General features: G+C 72.6%; 16 protein-coding genes. 9 read left to right on the forward strand and 7 right to left on the reverse strand.

What is annotated here, in order from left to right; genetic code table 11:
• The first annotated feature begins 107 nt into the window (after positions 1-107).
• From E1281_RS02435 to E1281_RS02450, 4 genes are all read left to right on the forward strand, one after another.
• The gene (locus tag E1281_RS02435) at positions 108-1,676 is read left to right on the forward strand and encodes a 3-hydroxybutyryl-CoA dehydrogenase (RefSeq protein ID WP_131875456.1); all 1,569 of its coding nucleotides are present in this window, start codon (positions 108-110) and stop codon (positions 1,674-1,676) included.
• Positions 1,677-1,689: 13 nt separating this feature from the next.
• Positions 1,690-2,001, forward strand: coding sequence for an ATP/GTP-binding protein (locus E1281_RS02440; protein WP_131875457.1), 312 nt, complete (start codon positions 1,690-1,692; stop codon positions 1,999-2,001).
• Between the two features lie 10 nt (positions 2,002-2,011).
• Positions 2,012-2,734 (forward strand): alpha/beta hydrolase, encoded by a 723-nt coding sequence (locus E1281_RS02445; RefSeq protein WP_131875458.1) that lies wholly within the window; start codon positions 2,012-2,014, stop codon positions 2,732-2,734.
• Positions 2,735-2,797: 63 nt separating this feature from the next.
• Entirely contained in the window at positions 2,798-3,589 is a 792-nt protein-coding gene (locus tag E1281_RS02450; protein ID WP_131875459.1) for an alpha/beta hydrolase, read from the forward strand.
• Between the two features lie 12 nt (positions 3,590-3,601).
• Here the strand turns inward: E1281_RS02450 and E1281_RS02455 are convergent, their stop codons facing one another.
• The 3 genes from E1281_RS02455 to mce all read right to left on the reverse strand — a co-directional run bounded on the left by E1281_RS02455 (position 3,602) and on the right by mce (position 7,386).
• Complete coding sequence (locus E1281_RS02455) at positions 3,602-5,137, reverse strand: AI-2E family transporter (protein WP_243716501.1); 1,536 nt, start codon at positions 5,135-5,137, stop codon at positions 3,602-3,604.
• A gap of 152 nt (positions 5,138-5,289) precedes the next feature.
• The gene (locus E1281_RS02460; protein WP_131875461.1) at positions 5,290-6,621 is read right to left on the reverse strand and encodes a DivIVA domain-containing protein; all 1,332 of its coding nucleotides are present in this window, start codon (positions 6,619-6,621) and stop codon (positions 5,290-5,292) included.
• A gap of 342 nt (positions 6,622-6,963) precedes the next feature.
• A complete protein-coding gene (gene mce, locus E1281_RS02465; protein WP_131875462.1) occupies positions 6,964-7,386 on the reverse strand; it encodes a methylmalonyl-CoA epimerase in 423 nt (140 codons plus the stop codon).
• 107 nt (positions 7,387-7,493) lie between these two features.
• Between mce and E1281_RS02470 the strand changes: the two genes are divergently transcribed.
• Complete coding sequence (locus tag E1281_RS02470) at positions 7,494-8,690, forward strand: acetyl-CoA C-acetyltransferase (RefSeq protein WP_131875463.1); 1,197 nt, start codon at positions 7,494-7,496, stop codon at positions 8,688-8,690.
• Positions 8,691-8,882: 192 nt separating this feature from the next.
• Here the strand turns inward: E1281_RS02470 and E1281_RS02475 are convergent, their stop codons facing one another.
• Positions 8,883-9,554: a DUF4230 domain-containing protein gene (locus tag E1281_RS02475; RefSeq protein ID WP_131875464.1), complete on the reverse strand. Its 672-nt coding sequence runs from the start codon at positions 9,552-9,554 to the stop codon at positions 8,883-8,885.
• 122 nt (positions 9,555-9,676) lie between these two features.
• Here E1281_RS02475 and E1281_RS02480 point away from each other — a divergent pair, with 122 nt between their 5' ends.
• Positions 9,677-9,979 (forward strand): DUF3817 domain-containing protein, encoded by a 303-nt coding sequence (locus tag E1281_RS02480; RefSeq protein ID WP_131875465.1) that lies wholly within the window; start codon positions 9,677-9,679, stop codon positions 9,977-9,979.
• Between the two features lie 76 nt (positions 9,980-10,055).
• Here the strand turns inward: E1281_RS02480 and E1281_RS02485 are convergent, their stop codons facing one another.
• Complete coding sequence (locus tag E1281_RS02485; RefSeq protein WP_207943062.1) at positions 10,056-11,396, reverse strand: hypothetical protein; 1,341 nt, start codon at positions 11,394-11,396, stop codon at positions 10,056-10,058.
• The gene (locus E1281_RS02490; RefSeq protein ID WP_243716502.1) at positions 11,389-12,213 is read right to left on the reverse strand and encodes an ATP-binding cassette domain-containing protein; all 825 of its coding nucleotides are present in this window, start codon (positions 12,211-12,213) and stop codon (positions 11,389-11,391) included. The genes E1281_RS02485 and E1281_RS02490 overlap by 8 nt, the downstream gene beginning before the upstream one ends.
• Positions 12,214-12,718: 505 nt before the next feature.
• Here E1281_RS02490 and E1281_RS02495 point away from each other — a divergent pair.
• Together E1281_RS02495 and E1281_RS02500 are read left to right on the forward strand one after the other, a co-directional pair.
• The gene (locus tag E1281_RS02495; protein ID WP_207943063.1) at positions 12,719-13,657 is read left to right on the forward strand and encodes a tetratricopeptide repeat protein; all 939 of its coding nucleotides are present in this window, start codon (positions 12,719-12,721) and stop codon (positions 13,655-13,657) included.
• 359 nt (positions 13,658-14,016) lie between these two features.
• Positions 14,017-15,420 (forward strand): NAD-dependent malic enzyme, encoded by a 1,404-nt coding sequence (locus E1281_RS02500; protein WP_131875468.1) that lies wholly within the window; start codon positions 14,017-14,019, stop codon positions 15,418-15,420.
• A 60-nt stretch (positions 15,421-15,480) separates the two neighbouring features.
• Here E1281_RS02500 and E1281_RS02505 read toward each other — a convergent pair whose 3' ends face one another.
• The gene (locus E1281_RS02505) at positions 15,481-16,122 is read right to left on the reverse strand and encodes a hypothetical protein (RefSeq protein ID WP_131875469.1); all 642 of its coding nucleotides are present in this window, start codon (positions 16,120-16,122) and stop codon (positions 15,481-15,483) included.
• Between the two features lie 160 nt (positions 16,123-16,282).
• Here E1281_RS02505 and E1281_RS02510 point away from each other — a divergent pair, with 160 nt between their 5' ends.
• Positions 16,283-16,858 carry a YqgE/AlgH family protein gene (locus E1281_RS02510; protein ID WP_131875470.1) on the forward strand — a complete coding sequence of 192 codons (576 nt, stop codon included), beginning with the start codon at positions 16,283-16,285 and terminating at the stop codon, positions 16,856-16,858.
• The last annotated feature ends 7 nt before the right edge of the window (positions 16,859-16,865 follow it).

Below are 16,865 nucleotides of genomic sequence, written 5' to 3' on the forward strand. Positions count from 1 at the left end.
GCTGGAGGACGGTGGGGGAAGCGGGTGGTGAGGAGGAAGGTTCCGAAGCGCACGTCCCCGTCGTACCCGCCATCGTGGGCGCGCGAGCGCTTTGGGAGACTGCCGTCATGACTGGTGGTTCGTTCAGCAGGGTCGGCGTCGTCGGACTGGGCACGATGGGCGCGGGCATCGCGGAGGTGCTGGCGCGCGGTGGCCTCGCGGTCGTCGGCATCGAGGTGGGCACGGAGGCGCTGGAGCGCGGGCGCGGGCACCTGGAGGGCTCGACCGGACGGGCCGCCAAGCGCGGCAGGCTCACCGAGGATGCGCGGCGTGAGATCCTCGGCCGGGTCACGCTGTCGACGGACTTCGCCGACCTCGGCGGCTGCGACCTCGTCATCGAGGCCGTCCCCGAACGGCTCGACCTGAAGCGCACGGTGTTCGCCGAGCTGGACCGCGTGTGCCGGGACGACGCCGTCCTCGCCACCAACACCTCCTCGCTGTCGGTCACCGACATCGCGGTCACCACCGGCCGCCCCGCCGAGATCGTCGGGGTCCACTTCTTCAACCCGGCGCCCGTGATGAAGCTCGTCGAGGTCATCGGGACCGTCCTGACCGAGCCGGCCGCCGTGGCGCGCGTCGCGGACCTGGTGAAGGGCCTCGGCAAGACACCGGTCACGATCGGGGACCGCGCCGGGTTCGTCGCGAACCGGCTGCTGTTCGGCTACCTGAACCAGGCCGCGTCGATGCTGGAGTCGGGGCACGCGACCCGCGACGACATCGACACCGCGATCACGGCGGGCGCGGGCCTGCCGATGGGCCCGTTCACGCTCATGGACCTGATCGGCCTCGACACCTGTGTGGAGGTGCTGGACGCGATCTACGCCGAGTCGCGGGACCGCCGCCACGCCGCCTCCCCGCTGCTGCGCGAACTCGTCACCGCCGGGCTCCTCGGCCGCAAGACCGGCCGCGGCTTCCACGACCACGGCGGGTCCGCCGCCGGGGAGGAGGCCCCCGCGGGAGCGCCGCCGGTCGTGGGCATCATCGGCGTCGGCCCGCTGGCCGACGCGATCGCCGCGCGGTGCGAGCGGGCGGGCGCCCAGGTCCGCGACTCCGCCGCGACGCTCGGCGACTGCGACCTGATCATCGAGGCGGCCGAGGACGCCGAGGCCGGGCGGGCGCTGCTGTCGACCGCCGCCCAGGCCGCGGGGTCCGGCGCCGTCCTGGCCGTCACGTCGGTGGACGGCTCGGTGATCGCGCAGGCGATGGCCACCGGACGCGCCGCCGACGTCGTCGGCCTGCACCTGCCCGACCCGGCGGGGGACCTCGCCGAGGTCGCCTCCACGGTCGCCACCGGACCGGAGGTCGCCGACCGGGCCGCCGGCCTCGTCCGGCGGCTCGGCCTGACCGCCGTCCGCTGCCGCGACCGCGCCGGCTTCATCGTGGACGCCCTGCGCTTCCCTTACCTGAACGACGCCGCGGCGATGCTCGGCGCCGGCTACGCCGACGCCGACTCGATCGACGCCGCGATGACGCTCGGCTGCGGCTACCCGACCGGCCCGATCGCCGACCTCGACCGCCTCGGCCTGGACCGCGCCGTCACCGTCCTGAACGCCCTCCACGCCGAGACCCGCGAACCCGCGCTCGCGCCCGTGCCCCTCCTGACCGAGCACCTCACCGCCGGCGCCCCGCTGCGCTGAATATCCTCGAACCATGAGCCCCCGGAAGAACCGCCGTACCGTGTCGGGCGGCCCGTCGCGCGGCGGCGGGGCGTGGACTCAGGAGACCGAGGAGGGACCGGACGGTGAATGGATCGTCCGGGCGATCTCGGGGGCGGGGGCGGCCAAGGCGTACCGGTGCCCCGGGTGCGACCAGGAGATCCCGCCGGGCGTCGCGCACGTCGTCGCGTGGCGGGCGGACGACGAGGGCGGCCGGGACCGGCGGCACTGGCATCGTCCCTGCTGGCAGGCCCGCGACCGGCGCTCGCCCCGTGTCATGCGTTCGCGTGACGCGCCCCGCTACTAGAAGGAGACCCATGGCGGAGATCAGGGCGGCCACCGTGCTGCCGGCGCGGCGCGAGGAGATCACGCTGCACACCTCCGACGGCCTGGAACTGGTCGGGGAGCTGGCGCTGCCCCCCGAGCGGCCGCCGGCCGCGACGCTGGTGTGCCTGCATCCGCTGCCCACGGCCGAGGGCATGATGGACAGCCACGTCCTGCGCAAGGCGTCCTACCGGTTGCCCGCGCTCGCCGGCCTGGCGGTGCTGCGGTTCAACACGCGGGGCACGTCGTCGGCGCGCGGCACGAGCCAGGGCGAGTTCGGCGAGGGGGAGACCGAGCGGTTCGACGTCGCGGCGGCCCTGGAGTACACCGAGTACCACGACCTGCCGCGCCCGTGGCTGCTCGGCTGGTCGTTCGGCACCGAGCTGGCCCTGAAGTGGGGACGCGACCCGCTGGTCGAGGGCGCGATCCTGCTGTCCCCGCCGCTGCATCGCGCGGGCGATGCCGACCTGGACGCCTGGGGCGCCGACGGGCGGCCCGTGGTGGCGCTGGTCCCGGAGTTCGACGACTACCTGCGTCCGGCGGAGGCGCGTGAGCGGTTCAAGCGCGTCCCGCAGGCCGAGGTGGTCGCGGTCGACAACGCCAAGCACCTCTGGGTCGGCGAGCCGTACGTCCGGATCGTGCTGGACGAGGTCGTGCGGCGGGTCGCTCCGGAGGCGTTCCCCCTTCCCACCGAATGGGACGAACCGGGCGAATAACCTCATGCGGCCGATCGCGGCCACTCTCGTCACGCACGACCCCATAGCGGGTAACGATGGCGTATGACCGTGCAGCTTCACGCCAGGGACGTCGGAACCGGCACACCGCTCGTCCTGCTGCACGCCTTCCCGCTGTCCTCGGCGATGTGGCTCGCCCAGCGGGAGGGGCTCGCGAACCGGTTCCGCGTCATCACCCCTGACCTGCGCGGCTTCGGCGGTTCCGTGCTCGGCGACGACGAGCCGTCGGTCGACGCGATGGCCGACGACGTCGCGGCGGTGTTCCGGCGGCTGGGCGTCGGGCGCGCCGTGGTCGGCGGCCTGTCGATGGGCGGCTACGTGGCGATGGCGCTGTGCCGGCGGCATCCCGACCTCGTCCTCGGCCTGGTCCTGGCCGCCACGCGCGCCGCCGCCGACGCCGAGGCCGTCCGCGAGGTCCGGTTGCGGCAGGCGGGGCGCCTCGAAGCCGACGACAGCACGCAGGTCCTGGTGGACGAGGTGCTGCCCGGCCTCGTCGGGCCCACCACGATCCGCCAGCGCGCCCTCGTCTACGGGCGGGTCCGCGGCCTCGTCCAGGCCACCCCGCCGCGCGCCGCCGCGTGGGCGCAGCGCGCCATGGCCGGGCGCGCCGAGGCGTTCGACACGCTCCGGAGCGTGCGGGTGCCCGCCCTCGTCATGGTGGGGGACGAGGACGCGCTGGCCACCGAGGACGAGGCCCGCGCCATGGCCGACGCGCTGCCCAACGCGGAACTGCTGGTCATCCCGCGCTCCGGGCACCTGTGCGCCGTCGAGCAGCCGGACCTGTTCAACCAGGCCGTCGCGGAGTTCGCCGCCGCCCTCGCCCGGATCGGCCGCTGAGCGCCCGCCCGGTCAGAGCGTCTCCTGCCTCGGCATCGCGACCTCGCGGATCAGCAGCGCGATCGCCGCCGCCGTCGGGATCGCCAGCAGCGCGCCGACCACGCCGAGCAGGGCCGCGCCGACGAGCGCCGCCACGATCGTCACCGCCGGCTGCACGTCCACCGTCCGCTTCATGACGCGCGGATACAGCACGTAGTTCTCCACCTGCTGGTAGACGAGATAGAAGATCACGACGATGATCAGGTCCGTGGTGCTCCCGGTCAGGAACGCGACGAGGCCCACGACCACCGCGCCGATCGTCGCGCCGACGAGCGGGATCAGGGCCGTCACCGCGACGATCAGCGACAGCGCCAGGCCGTAGTCCACCCCGAGGATCGACAGGAAGATGTACGACGACAGGCCCGCGATGAACGCGATCGTGAACTGGCCGGCGACGTAGCCGCCGATCCGGTCGAGGATCTCGTCGCCGAGCAGGGCGACGCGCGCTCTCCGGGAGCGGGGCGCGAGCCGGTAGAAGAACGTCTTGATCTGCGGCAGCGAGCTGAGGAAGTACAGCGTCAGGATCAGGATCGTGACCGTCTGGAAGGCGCCGTTGATCGCGACCCTGCCGATGCCGGTGGCGGTGTCGGTGAGCGTGTTCTGGAAGTCCGGGCTGTTGACCGTCTGCTCCGCGCGGTCGAGCAGCCCGTAGCGCTCGTCCCACTCGGCCAGCGTCTCGTTCTCCTGCAACTGCCCGACGTACTCGGGGATGCTCTCGCGCAGCTCGTTGACCTGCTCGGTGACCGGCTGGACGAGGGAGGCGACGAAGCCCGCGAAGAACAGGAGCACGGCGATGAACACCGTCGCCACCGCCGCGCCGCGCGGGAACCCGACCTTGCGGAGCCGCTCCACCGCCGGGTTCAGGCCGACCGCGAGGAACATCCCCACCACGATCATCACGATCACGGACTTGGCGTTCGACGCGGCCTGCACGAGCAGCCAGGCGGTCATGACGCCGAGCGCCGCGGTGAACCCGAACACGAACGGGTGCGCCCGGCCGAGCGGCTGGCCGGGCCGGCCGAACGGGAACAGGTGGTCGACGCCGGCCTCGCGCCTGCGCTGCTCCACGTCGTCCACCGGGTCGGGCGAGTCCGGCCCGCGCGCCGGCTGCTCGGCCACCTGCACCGCCGGGAGGTTCACCGGCGCGCCGGTGGCCGGGTCGCGCTCCCCGGCGGGCTCCTCGGTCTCCTCGGGTTTCAGCGCTCCGCTGGGCGCGCGGCCGTCCTCGTCCGGCTCGTCGCGCCCGCCTTCCCGGGACGCCTCCGCTTCACCGCGGCCGTCCTCGCCGGACGTCTCGTCGTCGCCGGACGTCTCGTCGTCGCCGGACGTCTCGTCGTCGCCGGACGTCTCGTCGTCGGCGCGGCCGGGTCCGGTGGCCTGGTCGTCCTCGTCGGCGGGTCGGTCGTCGTCGGCGGGTGAGGTGGGAGCGGGGATCCTGCGACCGGTGGCGGAGCGACCCGTGCCGGGGGTCGCCTCCGGCTCGTCCTCGCGGGGGGTCTCGTCGGGCACGCCGCTCTCCTCTTCCATCCTGCCGTGGTCCGGCACGCGCGGCGCGGGCCGGGCCGCGCGCTCCTGGGTGAGACGACGGAAAGCCTAGAGGCGTTTCCTGCGCCTCTAGGCTCTCCCGTCACGGTGCGGCCGCCGTCAACCGGCCGGCCGGTTCACTCCTGCCACCAGTCCTCGTCGTCCTCGTCGGACTTCTTGGCCTGGGGGGCCTGCTTGGCAGGTGCTGCCTTGCCCGCGGGCTGCTGCTGCCGGGGCTGCTCGGCCTGCTGCGCCGGGGCCTGCTTGGGCTCGGGCGCGGGGATCGCGGCCGGCTCCGGCGGTGCGGCAAGCTCGTCGGCGCCCAGGTTCGGCGCGACGCCGCCGATCAGCTGGCGCAGCTGGTTGAGGTGACTGGTGATGCTGTCGCGCTGGCGCGTCAGCTCGTCGACCTGCCGCTGCGCCGCCGTCCGGACGCGGTCGGCCTCGGCCTTGGTCTCGGCGAGCAGCTGCTCGGCCTGCGCCTTGGCCTCGGCGATGACGTTGTCGGAGTTCTTGCGGGCGTTGGCCATGAGCTGCTTGGCGTGCGAGTCGGCCTCGCGCCGGGTCTGCTCGGCCTGCTGGGTGGCCTTGCCGGCCCGCTGCTCGGCGGACGCGGCGCGCTGCTCGGCCTCGGCGACGAGCTTCTGCGTGGCGGCCTGGGCGGCGCCGTGGCGCTCGGCGTCCTGCCGGTCGGCCTCCTCGCGGCGGGCCGCGAGCTGGATCTCGAACTCGGCCTCGGCCTGGGCGCGCTGGGCCTCGCTCTCCTCCAGGATGCGCTGGGCCTGGGCCCGCATCTCGTCGGCCTGCCGCTTGGCGGTGGTGAGGATCTCGTCCCGCTCGCGCTTGGTGGACGCGCGCAGCTGCGCGACCTCGCGCTCGGTGGTGGTGCGCAGCTTGGCGATCTCACGCTCGGCGGCGGCGCGCTTCTCGGCGACCTCGTGGTCGGCGGTGGCGCGCAGCTTGGCGACCTCGCGCTCGGTCGTCGAGGTGAGCTCGTCGGCCTCACGGCGGGAGGAGGTGCGCACCTCCTCGGCCTCCCGCTCGGCCGCGCCCCGCATGTCGTCGCCCTCGCGCTGCGCGTTGGCGCGCAGCTCGGCGGCGTCGTTCTCGGCGGTGGCGCGCTGCTCGGCGGCGTCGACCTTGGCCGCGGCCTTGATCTCGTTCGCCTCGGAGCGGGCGGCCTGGACGAGCTCGGTGGCCTGCTCCTCGGCGAGCCTGAGCAGCTGCTCGATGCGCGCGCCTAGACCGGAGTATGTGGGACGTTCCTGCTCTTGCAGCTGCCGATGGGCGTCCGACAGCTCCCGCTGTAGGGCCTGTGTCTGCTCGCGGGTCTGCCGGACCTCGTTGTCGAGCGATTTGATGTGCTCGTCGACCTGGTGCCGGTCGTAGCCGCGAAGCACCACGTCGAATTCGCGCGGGGGCGTGTCTTCAAAGAAGTTGCTGAGCTGGGCGTCGATGTCGGACTGCATGTGGCTCAATCCTGATGTGACGGAGGCTACGGGTAGTTCCGGGGACCGGTTGATCGCCTGGCATGACGGGCGCAGTGCCCCAGACCTCTTCCGGCGAATGAAGCGTACTCCGGACACTGCCGTGTTGGGGGCTCATCTTGACGCGCTGCGTATTTTGTCCCTTTTGTGAACTCCCTTGCCCCGCCGGTCGCCGCCCAGGTACGGGCACCACAAATGCACCAGATGTGTCGGAACGGTCACACAGCGGCAGTCGGCACCCCGCCGTCCGTGACGGTGATATCGAACACGTCACGATCCGGTCGCGCCCCTGTGGCGACGCCTCCGGAAGATCATGCGGGACGGTCAGCGCTTCTGCACGAGCTCCGTGAGGACGCCGTGGCAGTCCTTGGGGTGCAAAAAGTTGATCAAGGATCCCATCGATCCGTTGCGCGGCGCGTCGTACAGGACGCGGACGCCCTTGCCCGCGATGCCGGACGCCTCGTCCTCGACCGTCCCGTCCGTCCCGAAGGCGATGTGGTGCACGCCCTCGCCGTTCTTCGCCAGCCATTTCGCGACAGCCGAGTCGTCCCGGATCGGCTCGATCAGCTGCAGGTAGCTCGCCGCCCCGTCCCCGGTGTCGTTGATCTTGAGCATGCACTCGCGGACGCCCTGCTCCTCGTTAACCTCGAAATGCGCGTCGGTGAAGCCGTACGTCGCCTTGTAGAACTCGACGGTGGCCTCCAGGTCGTGACAGGCGATGCCGATGTGGTCGATGCGGGTCAGCATGGGCGTACTCCCTACTCGGGCGGCCGGGCCGGGGGCGAACGAAACCGGACAATGTTCTCCTGGGTATGGTGGCAAACGTCGCGCAGCACCACCCTGGAGGCCCCCTCATGAGCACGTCCGTGATCGTCGCCGGAGCGCGCACCCCCATCGGGCGCCTGATGGGTTCGCTGAAGGACTTCTCCGCGGCCGACCTCGGCGCGCACGCGATCAAGGCGGCGCTGGAGCGGGCGGGCGTGTCCGGCGACCAGGTGCAGTACGTGATCCTCGGCCAGGTGCTTCAGGCGGGCGCAGGCCAGATCCCGTCCCGGCAGGCGGCGGTCAAGGCGGGCATCCCGATGAACGTCCCGTCGATCACGATCAACAAGGTCTGCCTGTCCGGGCTGGACGCGATCGCGCTCGCCGACCAGCTGATCAGGGCGGGCGAGTTCGACATCGTCGTGGCGGGCGGGATGGAGTCGATGACCCGGGCCCCGCACCTGCTGCCGAAGTCGCGCGGCGGCTACAAGTACGGCTCTGTCGAGGTTCTCGACCACATGGCCTACGACGCCCTGACGGACGCGTTCGACGGCATCGCCATGGGCGAGTCGACCGAGCACCACAACGCGAAGCTGAACATCTCCCGCGAGGAGCAGGACGAGTTCTCCGCCCGCTCCCACCAGCGCGCCGCCGAGGCCATCAAGAACGGCGTGTTCGACGACGAGATCGCCCCCGTCGAGATCCCGCAGCGCCGGGGGGAGCCGGTCGTCTTCTCCGCCGACGAGGGCGTCCGCGGCGACACCACCGCCGAGGGGCTCGCCAAGCTGCGCCCCGCGTTCAGCAAGGACGGCACGATCACCGCCGGTTCGTCCTCGCAGATCTCCGACGGGGCCGCGGCGGTCGTGGTGATGTCCAAGGCCAAGGCGGAGGAGCTCGGCCTCACCTGGCTCGCCGAGATCGGCGCCCACGGCAACGTCGCCGGCCCGGACAACTCGCTGCAGTCCCAGCCGTCCAACGCGATCAAGCACGCCCTCGGCAAGGCGGGGCTGACCGTCGGCGACCTGGACCTCGTCGAGATCAACGAGGCGTTCGCCTCCGTGGGCATCCAGTCGATGCGCGACCTCGGCGTCGGCCCCGAGAAGGTCAACGTCAACGGCGGCGCCATCGCGGTCGGCCACCCGGTCGGCATGTCGGGCGCCCGCATCGTCCTCCACCTGGCCTACGAACTGAACCGCCGCGGCGGCGGCCTCGGCGCGGCGGGCCTCTGCGGCGGCGGCGGCCAAGGCGACGGGCTGCTTATTCGTGTCCCGACCCGAACCCTCGCCTAGCGGCTGCGTTCATTGCAGTTCCCTTGGCGTCGGGCCCTGGGGGCCCTCCTTCGGCGGGGACTGCGGTGCGATCGCTGCATCGCTCCGACTCGCTGCGCGATCAGGTTTCTCGCAGGCTCGAAACCTGCCTTCGGACGCGATCGCGATCGTTGAGGTTGTTGCGGTTACGGCGGTGGCTGAGGCCGGTGCTTATCACTGCGTGGCGGGGGTGATGGTGACCGTGGTGAAGCCCAGGGCCTTGAGCATGTTCTCCAGCATCGTCTTCGCGTTGGCGTCGGCTCGCTGCTTCAGGCCGCTCTGGGCGGCGGCCTCCTGGATCTTCTGGGACGCCAGCACGTAGAGCTGCTGCTGGTTGTTCGGGTTGTCGCTGAAGAAGTCGCCGAAGCGGTCGATCAGGCCGCGTTCGGTGGCGTGGACGTAGCTGTGCTTCGGATCCAGGTTGGTCTTCTCCAACTGGGCGGGCGGCAGCTTGACGGTCGCCGACGTCCGGTCGGCGTTCACCTCCACGGCGCCCGAGCCCAGCTTCGAGAAGTCCACATAGGCGTCGACGGACCCGTTGCCGACGAACAGGGTGCGCTCGCCGCGCAGCGATCCCGGCAGGAACTTGGCGTCCTTCTCCAGGTCCACGACGACCTGGAAGTTGCCGCGCGCCGCCTCGTAGCGGTGCATGTCGCGGATCGACTTCAGCAGGACGGGCCCGCTGCGGTCCTTGGTCTCCACGCCGAACGGGTTCAGCCATCCCGGCAGGCCGCGCAGGGCCTGCTGGGCCACCAGAACGACCGCGACGGTCGCGACGACGAGGAGGACGGGGGTGAGCAGGCCGCGCCACCGGGCGCGGGGGGCGTCGTTCTTCGGGCGAGCCATGTAGCGGGACATTCCCGGCTGGATCGCCCCGTACCTGACGCGCGGGTTAGGTCGATGTGAGCGAGGCCATAGCCCGGGACGAAACCCCGGGCTGAGGCCGGTGCGTTGGAACCGGCGTGGACATGATTCGTGTTTTCCGCCTGGTCTCCATCGCCGAGGCGGCCTCGTTCCTGTTGCTGCTGCTGGTCGCGATGCCGCTGAAGTACGGAGCGGACATGGAGGTCGGCGTGCAGCTGATGGGCCCGATCCACGGAATCCTGTTCATCGCCTACGTCGGGATGGTCTTCCTCGTCCGCGAGGCGCTCCGCTGGGACATGAAGCGCACGGTGCTGGCGCTGGGGGCCTCCGTGCTCCCCGTCGCCCCGTTCCTCGTCGAGCGCCACTGGACGACACCCGCCGAGACGCCCGCGTCGAGCGCCGCCTGAGCCGCGCGCCGATCGCGACACGGCCTTGTGCGGCCGCGGCCGGCTGGGGGTCCGCCGCGGCCGCACAGGGGCAGGCTCAGTCGTCGCGCCCCAGGGGGTTCTGCCGCGCGGTGTCGCGTAGGTCCCTCGCCGCGCGTTCCGCCTGCTTGGAGGTCCGGCGGGGCTTGATCGACCGGAAGTCGGCGGGGCCCAGGGCGCACGACCGGTATGCGGCGAAGTTGAGGCGCAGCCAGGCGCGGCGCTCCATCTCGCTCCACGACGCGAACCGTCCCGCCGCGCGCGTGTCGGCGATGGCGGGCGGGGCGTCGCCCAGGAGCCACGCGTCGACCAGCGCGCGGTAGCCGTTCGGGGACTCCGGGGACGCGGCGCAAGTGGCGGCGTCCCTGATGCTCCGGCTGATCTGCCGGACGGCCCGCGCCGCGTACCCGGGCGAGAGGTCCTGGTCGAGATGGACGGTGGCGACGCCGTCCGCCACCGAGACGGGCGTCCACGCCGGGCGCTGCTCCACCCTCGTGAACGCGCCGGGCGTGTCGTCCAGGCGTGCGGCGAGGGGGGTGGCCGCCGCCGTGAGCCGGGGCAGCGCGTCGCTCAGGGCGGGATGGACGCAGACGGTCAGCGGCCATTCCCGGCACACCGGCTCCGCGGCCATGGGCGCGACCGTCGTCCCGCCGGAGCCGTGCAGGCCGAGCGTCGCGGCGGACGTCGCGGCGAGCGCCGTCAGCAGGGGCAGGACGATCAGGAACCGCCGCGTCGCCCACATCACGTAGCCGAGGATCAGCGCGGTGATCAGCCCGGCCGTCCAGGTGGCCTGGTGGACGAGCACCTGGGGGCGCAGGGTGGTGAACAGGGCGATCTGGTCGAACGCCGCCGGCGGGAGCAGGCTCCACCAGGACATGCCGGGCACGCGCAGGCCGGCCCACAGCGCCGTCACGGTGAGGACCAGGGCGGCGGTCGCCCGGTGCGGGACGGCGCGTCCCGCCAGGTAACCGGCGACGACGTGCAGGACGAGCGAGCCCGCGCCCGCGGCCACGCCGGCCGGGTGGAGGTGCCCGGCCCCGCCCTGCGCGAGCGTGACGGCGGCGACCACGGCCGCGACCGTGGCGTAGGAGACCAGCGCGGCGGCGGACAGCAGCAGCAGATCGAAGAGCACGCCGGTGGCGGGGGAGCGCGCCGTGAGGTCGCGCAGGTAGTCCAGCGGACGCTCCCGTACCGCCGTCCAGGCCGCCAGTCCCGCGGCGACGGGCCCCAGGAAGCGGACCGCGTTGACCAGCGCGACGACCGCGTTGTCCCAGTACGCGACCGACGGGCACAGCGACAGCACGGCCGCCGCCGTCCCGACCACGGTGAGGACCGGCACCGCGACCAGCAGTGCCGTGCGGCGGGCGTCCAGCCGGAGCACCCGCCCGAGGTCAGACACCGGTGGCGCTCCTGGCGGGCGGCCGCCGTGCCCGCAGCCTCGTCATCTGCGGCAGCGGCACGCTGGGCAGCGTCATCTGCGGCAGCGTCAGCCGGGCGGGCCGGCGCTTGGGCGGCACCGGCACCGGCGCGGGCGCCGGGTCGGGGGCCCGCCGGTCGGCGGCGCTGCGCCCGCGGCGCGCCGCGGCGGACTGCGTGGGGTGCTCGGTGAGCCTGCCCCGGGCGAGCGTGAGGAGGCGGTCGCACCAGCCGGTGAGCGTGTCGGTGGCGTCCGCCGAGACCAGCACCGCCGGGGCGAGGGTGCGCAGCACCGGGATCAGCTCCGTCATGGCGGACGTGAGCACCTGCCTCCCGGGCCCGTCGGCGCCGGTGGGCCAGGGCTCGGCGGCGGCGCACAGCTCGCCGAACGGGTCGTCCAGGAGCAGCATGTCGGGCTCGTGGACGCACGCGGCGGCGAGCCCGGCGCGCAGCCGGACGTCGGGCGGCAGCAGCCCCAGCTCGGTGCCGGCCGCCTCGGCGAGGTCGAGCCGCCGGACCATGGAACGGGCCGCGGACGTGCTGGTCCGCTTGTAGTACGCCGCGTACTCGACGAACTCCCCGGCCGTCATGTGCTCCGCCCGGGAGAACCGCGCGGGCAGGTATCCGATCGCGGCCCGCGCGGCCCGCAGGCCGGTGGACTGCGCGATGTCGTGTCCGAGAATGTGCAGCGCGCCGGCGTTCGGCCTGCGCAAGGTCGCGAACGTGGCCAGCAGAGTGGATTTACCGGCACCAGGTGGACCGGCCAGGCCGACCACGCCTTCGGGCACGCCGAAGGTCACCGGGCGCAGGAGCCACCGCCCCCCGCGGCGGACACCCATTCCTCGGGCCACGATCACGGAATGCTCCGCGATCACAGTTTCCCCCCATTGCTCGTCATGCGGTCGCGGCGGCGGGCGGCGAGCCCCGGATGTCCGGGTGCGTCGGCGGCCTCGGTCCCCCAACCCTGCCGCTCGGCACCCGCCGGCCGGGCCGCCTCTCGGTGGTCCGGCACGCCGGTCGCTTTAGCCGTGCCGCGATGCATCGACATCGTGACTATAACCGGGCTTGGTGATGGCTGCCAGCAATCTTTTTGCCTTTACGGCAGGACGCCTGGATTCTTTGCCCGCCGCGCCCCTACGGCGAATTCGAAAAAGGCATTCAATTGCCGAATTGTGCGACGGATCCGGACGGATCCGGACGCATCGGCCGTCCGATGCGGGCGCCGCGCTCCGCTGGGAGCGTACGGACGCACAGCCACGGGCGCTCATGAGGCAGGATGGACCCATGCCTTCTCGGGACTTTTCGTTGCACGGGGCCATCGACCTGGGGGCGCGCCAGTCGGCCGCCAGGAAGCAGCAGGAGCGCCGGGCCCAGGGCGGCGGCGGCGCGTCCGCGGGCGCGGCCGGCGGCCAGTACGTCGTGGACGTCACCGACCAGACGTTCAACACCGAGGTCGTGGAGCGGTCGCAGTCCGTTCCCGTCCTCGTGGACTTCTGGGCCGAGTGGTGCGGGCCGTGCAAGCAGCTCGGCCCCATCCTGGAGAAGCTCGCCACCGAGGCGGCCGGCAAGTGGATCCTCGCCAAGGTCGACGTCGACGCCAACCCGCAGCTCGCGGCGTACATGCAGCAGATGGGCGTCCAGGGCATCCCGTTCGTCGCTGCGGTCGTCGCCGGGCAGCTGCTTCCGTTCCTGAACGGGGCGGCGCCGGAGCCGCAGGTGCGCCAGGCCATCGACCAGCTCTTCGAGGCGCTGCGCAAGGAGGGCATCCTGCCGGACGCCCCCGAGGGCGAGCAGCCCGCCGACGCCCTGGACGCGGCCGGAGCGCCCACCGCCGACCCTGTGTACCAGCAGGCGGAGGACGCCATCCAGCGCGGTGACCTGGACGGCGCCAAGGCGGCGTTCGAGGCCGTCCTCGCCTCCGCTCCGGGCGACGCCCAGGCCAAGCAGGGCCTCGCGCTGGTCGAGCTGAGCCTGCGGGTCCGGTCGCTGGACGCCGAGGGCGCCGTCCAGGAGGCCGCCGCCAAGCCGGGCGACGTCCAGGCGCAGATCAGCGCGGCCGACGTGGAGATGGTGTCCGGCGGGCCGGAGCGGGCGTTCGATCGGCTGCTGACCGCCGTGCGCGGGATGGCGGGCGACGACCGCGACGCGGCCCGCAAGCACCTGCTGTCGCTGTTCGAGATCCTTCCGCCGGACGACCCGCGCGTCGCCAAGGCCCGCCGCTCCCTCCAGTCGGCCCTGTTCTGACCGTTCCGGCGGGGTTCGCGGACCCGGGACGCCCGGCCGAACCGGGACGAGCTGCGCCGACCGGGGCACCCGACCGCGATGTTGAGCGTATGCTCGATGACAACGACCGCGCCCGGGACGGCCCTACGTGAAGCACTTCTACGGGGCCGATCCCGCCGATCCGCGGCTCTCCACCTCGTGATCGACACTACGAGGCCGTCCGTGCCCGCGACCGTCGAACCGATCGTCGCTGCCCGGCGCGTGTGAGCCGCGGGACGGGACCCGGCCGCGGCCCCCGGACGCACCGTTCCGCGCGCCGACCCGGCCGCGGCGGGGCGAGCGGGACATGGGTCACCCATTCGCAGTAGGGAGCATTTGCCGTGGCGAGCGTGCCAAGCGTGTCGTACTCGATCACCGTCCGGCTGGAGGTCCCGGCCGGCGGCCGGGCCGTCAGCCAGATCACCCACGTAGTCGAGAACGCCGGCGGCATCGTCACGGCCCTCGACGTCAACACCGCCGGCCACGAGACGCTGCGCATCGACGTCACGATCGCCACCCGCGACACCCAGCACGCCGAGGCGATCTCCGGCGCGCTGGAGCGGATCGAGTCCGTCAAGATCCACAAGGTCAGCGACCGGACGTTCCTGATGCACCTCGGCGGCAAGATCGAGATGCAGTCCAAGGTGCCGCTGCGCAACCGCGACGAGCTGTCGATGGCCTACACGCCCGGCGTCGCCCGGGTCTCCCTCGCCATCGCCCGCAACCCCGAGGACGTCCGCCGCCTGACGATCAAGCGCAACAGCGTCGCGGTCGTCACCGACGGCTCCGCCGTGCTCGGCCTCGGCAACATCGGCCCGGAGGCCGCGCTGCCCGTCATGGAGGGCAAGGCCGCCCTGTTCAAGCGGTTCGCCGGGATCGACGCGTGGCCGATCTGCCTCGACACGCAGGACACCGACGAGATCGTCCGGACCGTCCAGATCCTGGCCCCCGCGTTCGGCGGCATCAACCTGGAGGACATCTCCGCGCCGCGCTGCTTCGAGGTCGAGGCCCGGCTGCGCGAGCTGCTGGACATCCCCGTCTTCCACGACGACCAGCACGGCACCGCGATCTGCGTCCTCGCCGCGCTGACCAACGCGCTGCGCGTCGTCGGCAAGGACATCGGCTCGGTCCGCATCGCGATGGCGGGCGCGGGCGCCGCCGGCAGCGCCATCCTGAAGCTGCTGATGCACGCGGGCGCCCGCGACCTCGTCGTCTGCGACTACCGCGGCGCCGTCCACAAGGGCCGCGACGACATGGACGACTCCCTCGCCTGGATCGCCGACAACACCAACGCCGCCTGCTACGAGGGCGACCTGCGCGGCGCCGTCAAGGGCGCCGACGTTTTCATCGGCGTGTCCGCCCCCGGCATCCTGACCGGCGAGGACATCGCCACGATGAACGACGACGCGATCGTGTTCGCGCTCGCCAACCCCGAGCCCGAGGTGTCCCCGGACGAGGCCCGCGAGCACGCCGCCGTCATCGCCACCGGCCGCAGCGACTACCCCAACCAGATCAACAACGTGCTGGCGTTCCCCGGCGTCTTCCGCGGTCTGCTGGACGCCCAGGCCGACATCGTCACCACGGACATGCTCGCCGCCGCGGCCACCGCCCTCGCCGAGGTCGTCACGCCGGACGAGCTGGGCCCCAACTACATCATCCCCAGCGTCTTCCACCCGGACGTGAGCAACTTCGTCGCCGGCTCCGTTCGCGAGGCCGCCGGCGGCCGCCCCCGCACCGAGGCCTGACCCGGCCGTCCACCGCGCCCGGCGGGTCGGCCGGGTCGGCGGGTCAGTCGGGTCGGCGGGTCAGTCGGTGTTCTTCGGGAGCATCGGGTCGCGGCGGCGGGGCCAGATACCGCCGTACCAGAAGATGATCGCGCCGGTGAGGATGATGGCGACGCCGGTCGCGCCGCGCGCCCACAGCACCGCGTCGGGTCCGGTGTTCGGCAGCTCCTCCGGCGGCGTCTTCGTCGGTGCCGCGCCCGCCTTCTCGCAGTTCGCCTTCACGGTCTTGCTCTCGATCCGCTTGTTCGCCCAGTTGACCGTGATGCGGGTGGAGCGGTCCTCCCGGAGTTCGACGGCGACGGTGCGGGTCGAATTGGCCTGGATCTCACCGGGGATCGCGGCGGTGTCGTCGTTCTTCTCGACGGCGAAGTCCTCGTTGCGCTGCCCGGTGTTGCGGATCGTGACGTTCACCGTGCTCGCGGGGCAGGAGACCGACTCGATCGAGGCCGTCACCGCCTGCGCCGGCGTCTTGGACGGGCTCGGCGACGGCGAGGTCGCGGTGCCGGACGGGCTCGGGCTCCCGGACGGGTCCGGGCTCCCGGAGGTCGTCGCGCCCGTCGAGGCGCTCGACTCGCCCCCCGCGCCGTCGAAGATGGCGGGGACGGCGATCAGCGCCCCGATGACGAAGAACACGGCGGCGATGACGACCCTGGGCAACTGCATCGCTGTCCTCCCGGCGCGCACCAAGCGGGTGGCCGATGATCCTAGATCATTCTTAACCTAGGTCCTTGTCGTGCCGATATCCCCATCGATAGGAATGCGTAACAGGCTAACGAGTGGGGGGACGTGCCGCCGGAGGTCCGCGCAACGCATCATGGAACCCATGGAAGACGGCATCAGGGTGGGGCACCTGCTGGTCGCGACCCCTCAGCTGGAGGATCCCAATTTCCGGCGGAGCGTCGTCCTGCTCGTCGAGCATGACGGCGACGGCGGCACGCTGGGCGTTGTCCTCAACCGGCCGACCGAGGTCCCCGTCGACCGCGTGCTGCCGCCCTGGTCCGATTTCGTCACCGGCCCGGCCGTGGTGTTCCAGGGCGGCCCGGTCGGGCTGGAGAACGCGCTGGCCCTGGCGCGCCTGCCGGGGGAGGAGGAGCCGCTCGGATGGCGTGCGCTGGACGGCGGCGCGGAGGTCGCCAGGGTCGGCCTGGTCGACCTGGAGGCCCCGCCGGACCTGCTGGCGGCGGAGCTGCTGCAACTGCGGGTGTTCGCGGGCTACGCCGGCTGGTCGGCCGGGCAGCTGCACGCGGAGGTCGAGGACGGCTCCTGGTACCTGGTGCCCGCCGAGGCCGGGGACGTCTTCGCGGCCGACCCTGACCGGCTCTGGCAGGAGGTGCTGCGCAGGCAGGGCGGCGACCTGGCGTTCGTCTCCACTTTTCCCGAGGACCCCACGCTGAACTAAGGTGAGC

This window comes from Actinomadura sp. KC345, assembly GCF_004348515.1.
Lineage (GTDB): Bacteria > Actinomycetota > Actinomycetes > Streptosporangiales > Streptosporangiaceae > Spirillospora.

What these genes read in the sequence shown, in the direction of transcription:
- E1281_RS02435 (WP_131875456.1), top strand. Translation starts at nt 108, where the DNA reads ATGACTGGTGGTTCGTTCAGCAGGGTCGGCGTCGTCGGACTGGGCACG.
- E1281_RS02445 (WP_131875458.1), top strand. Translation starts at nt 2,012, where the DNA reads ATGGCGGAGATCAGGGCGGCCACCGTGCTGCCGGCGCGGCGCGAGGAG.
- E1281_RS02510 (WP_131875470.1), top strand. Translation starts at nt 16,283, where the DNA reads ATGGAAGACGGCATCAGGGTGGGGCACCTGCTGGTCGCGACCCCTCAG.
- E1281_RS02475 (WP_131875464.1), bottom strand. Translation starts at nt 9,554, where the DNA reads ATGGCTCGCCCGAAGAACGACGCCCCCCGCGCCCGGTGGCGCGGCCTG.
- E1281_RS02470 (WP_131875463.1), top strand. Translation starts at nt 7,494, where the DNA reads ATGAGCACGTCCGTGATCGTCGCCGGAGCGCGCACCCCCATCGGGCGC.
- mce (WP_131875462.1), bottom strand. Translation starts at nt 7,386, where the DNA reads ATGCTGACCCGCATCGACCACATCGGCATCGCCTGTCACGACCTGGAG.
- E1281_RS02440 (WP_131875457.1), top strand. Translation starts at nt 1,690, where the DNA reads ATGAGCCCCCGGAAGAACCGCCGTACCGTGTCGGGCGGCCCGTCGCGC.
- E1281_RS02480 (WP_131875465.1), top strand. Translation starts at nt 9,677, where the DNA reads ATGATTCGTGTTTTCCGCCTGGTCTCCATCGCCGAGGCGGCCTCGTTC.
- E1281_RS02505 (WP_131875469.1), bottom strand. Translation starts at nt 16,122, where the DNA reads ATGCAGTTGCCCAGGGTCGTCATCGCCGCCGTGTTCTTCGTCATCGGG.
- E1281_RS02460 (WP_131875461.1), bottom strand. Translation starts at nt 6,621, where the DNA reads ATGCAGTCCGACATCGACGCCCAGCTCAGCAACTTCTTTGAAGACACG.
- E1281_RS02450 (WP_131875459.1), top strand. Translation starts at nt 2,798, where the DNA reads ATGACCGTGCAGCTTCACGCCAGGGACGTCGGAACCGGCACACCGCTC.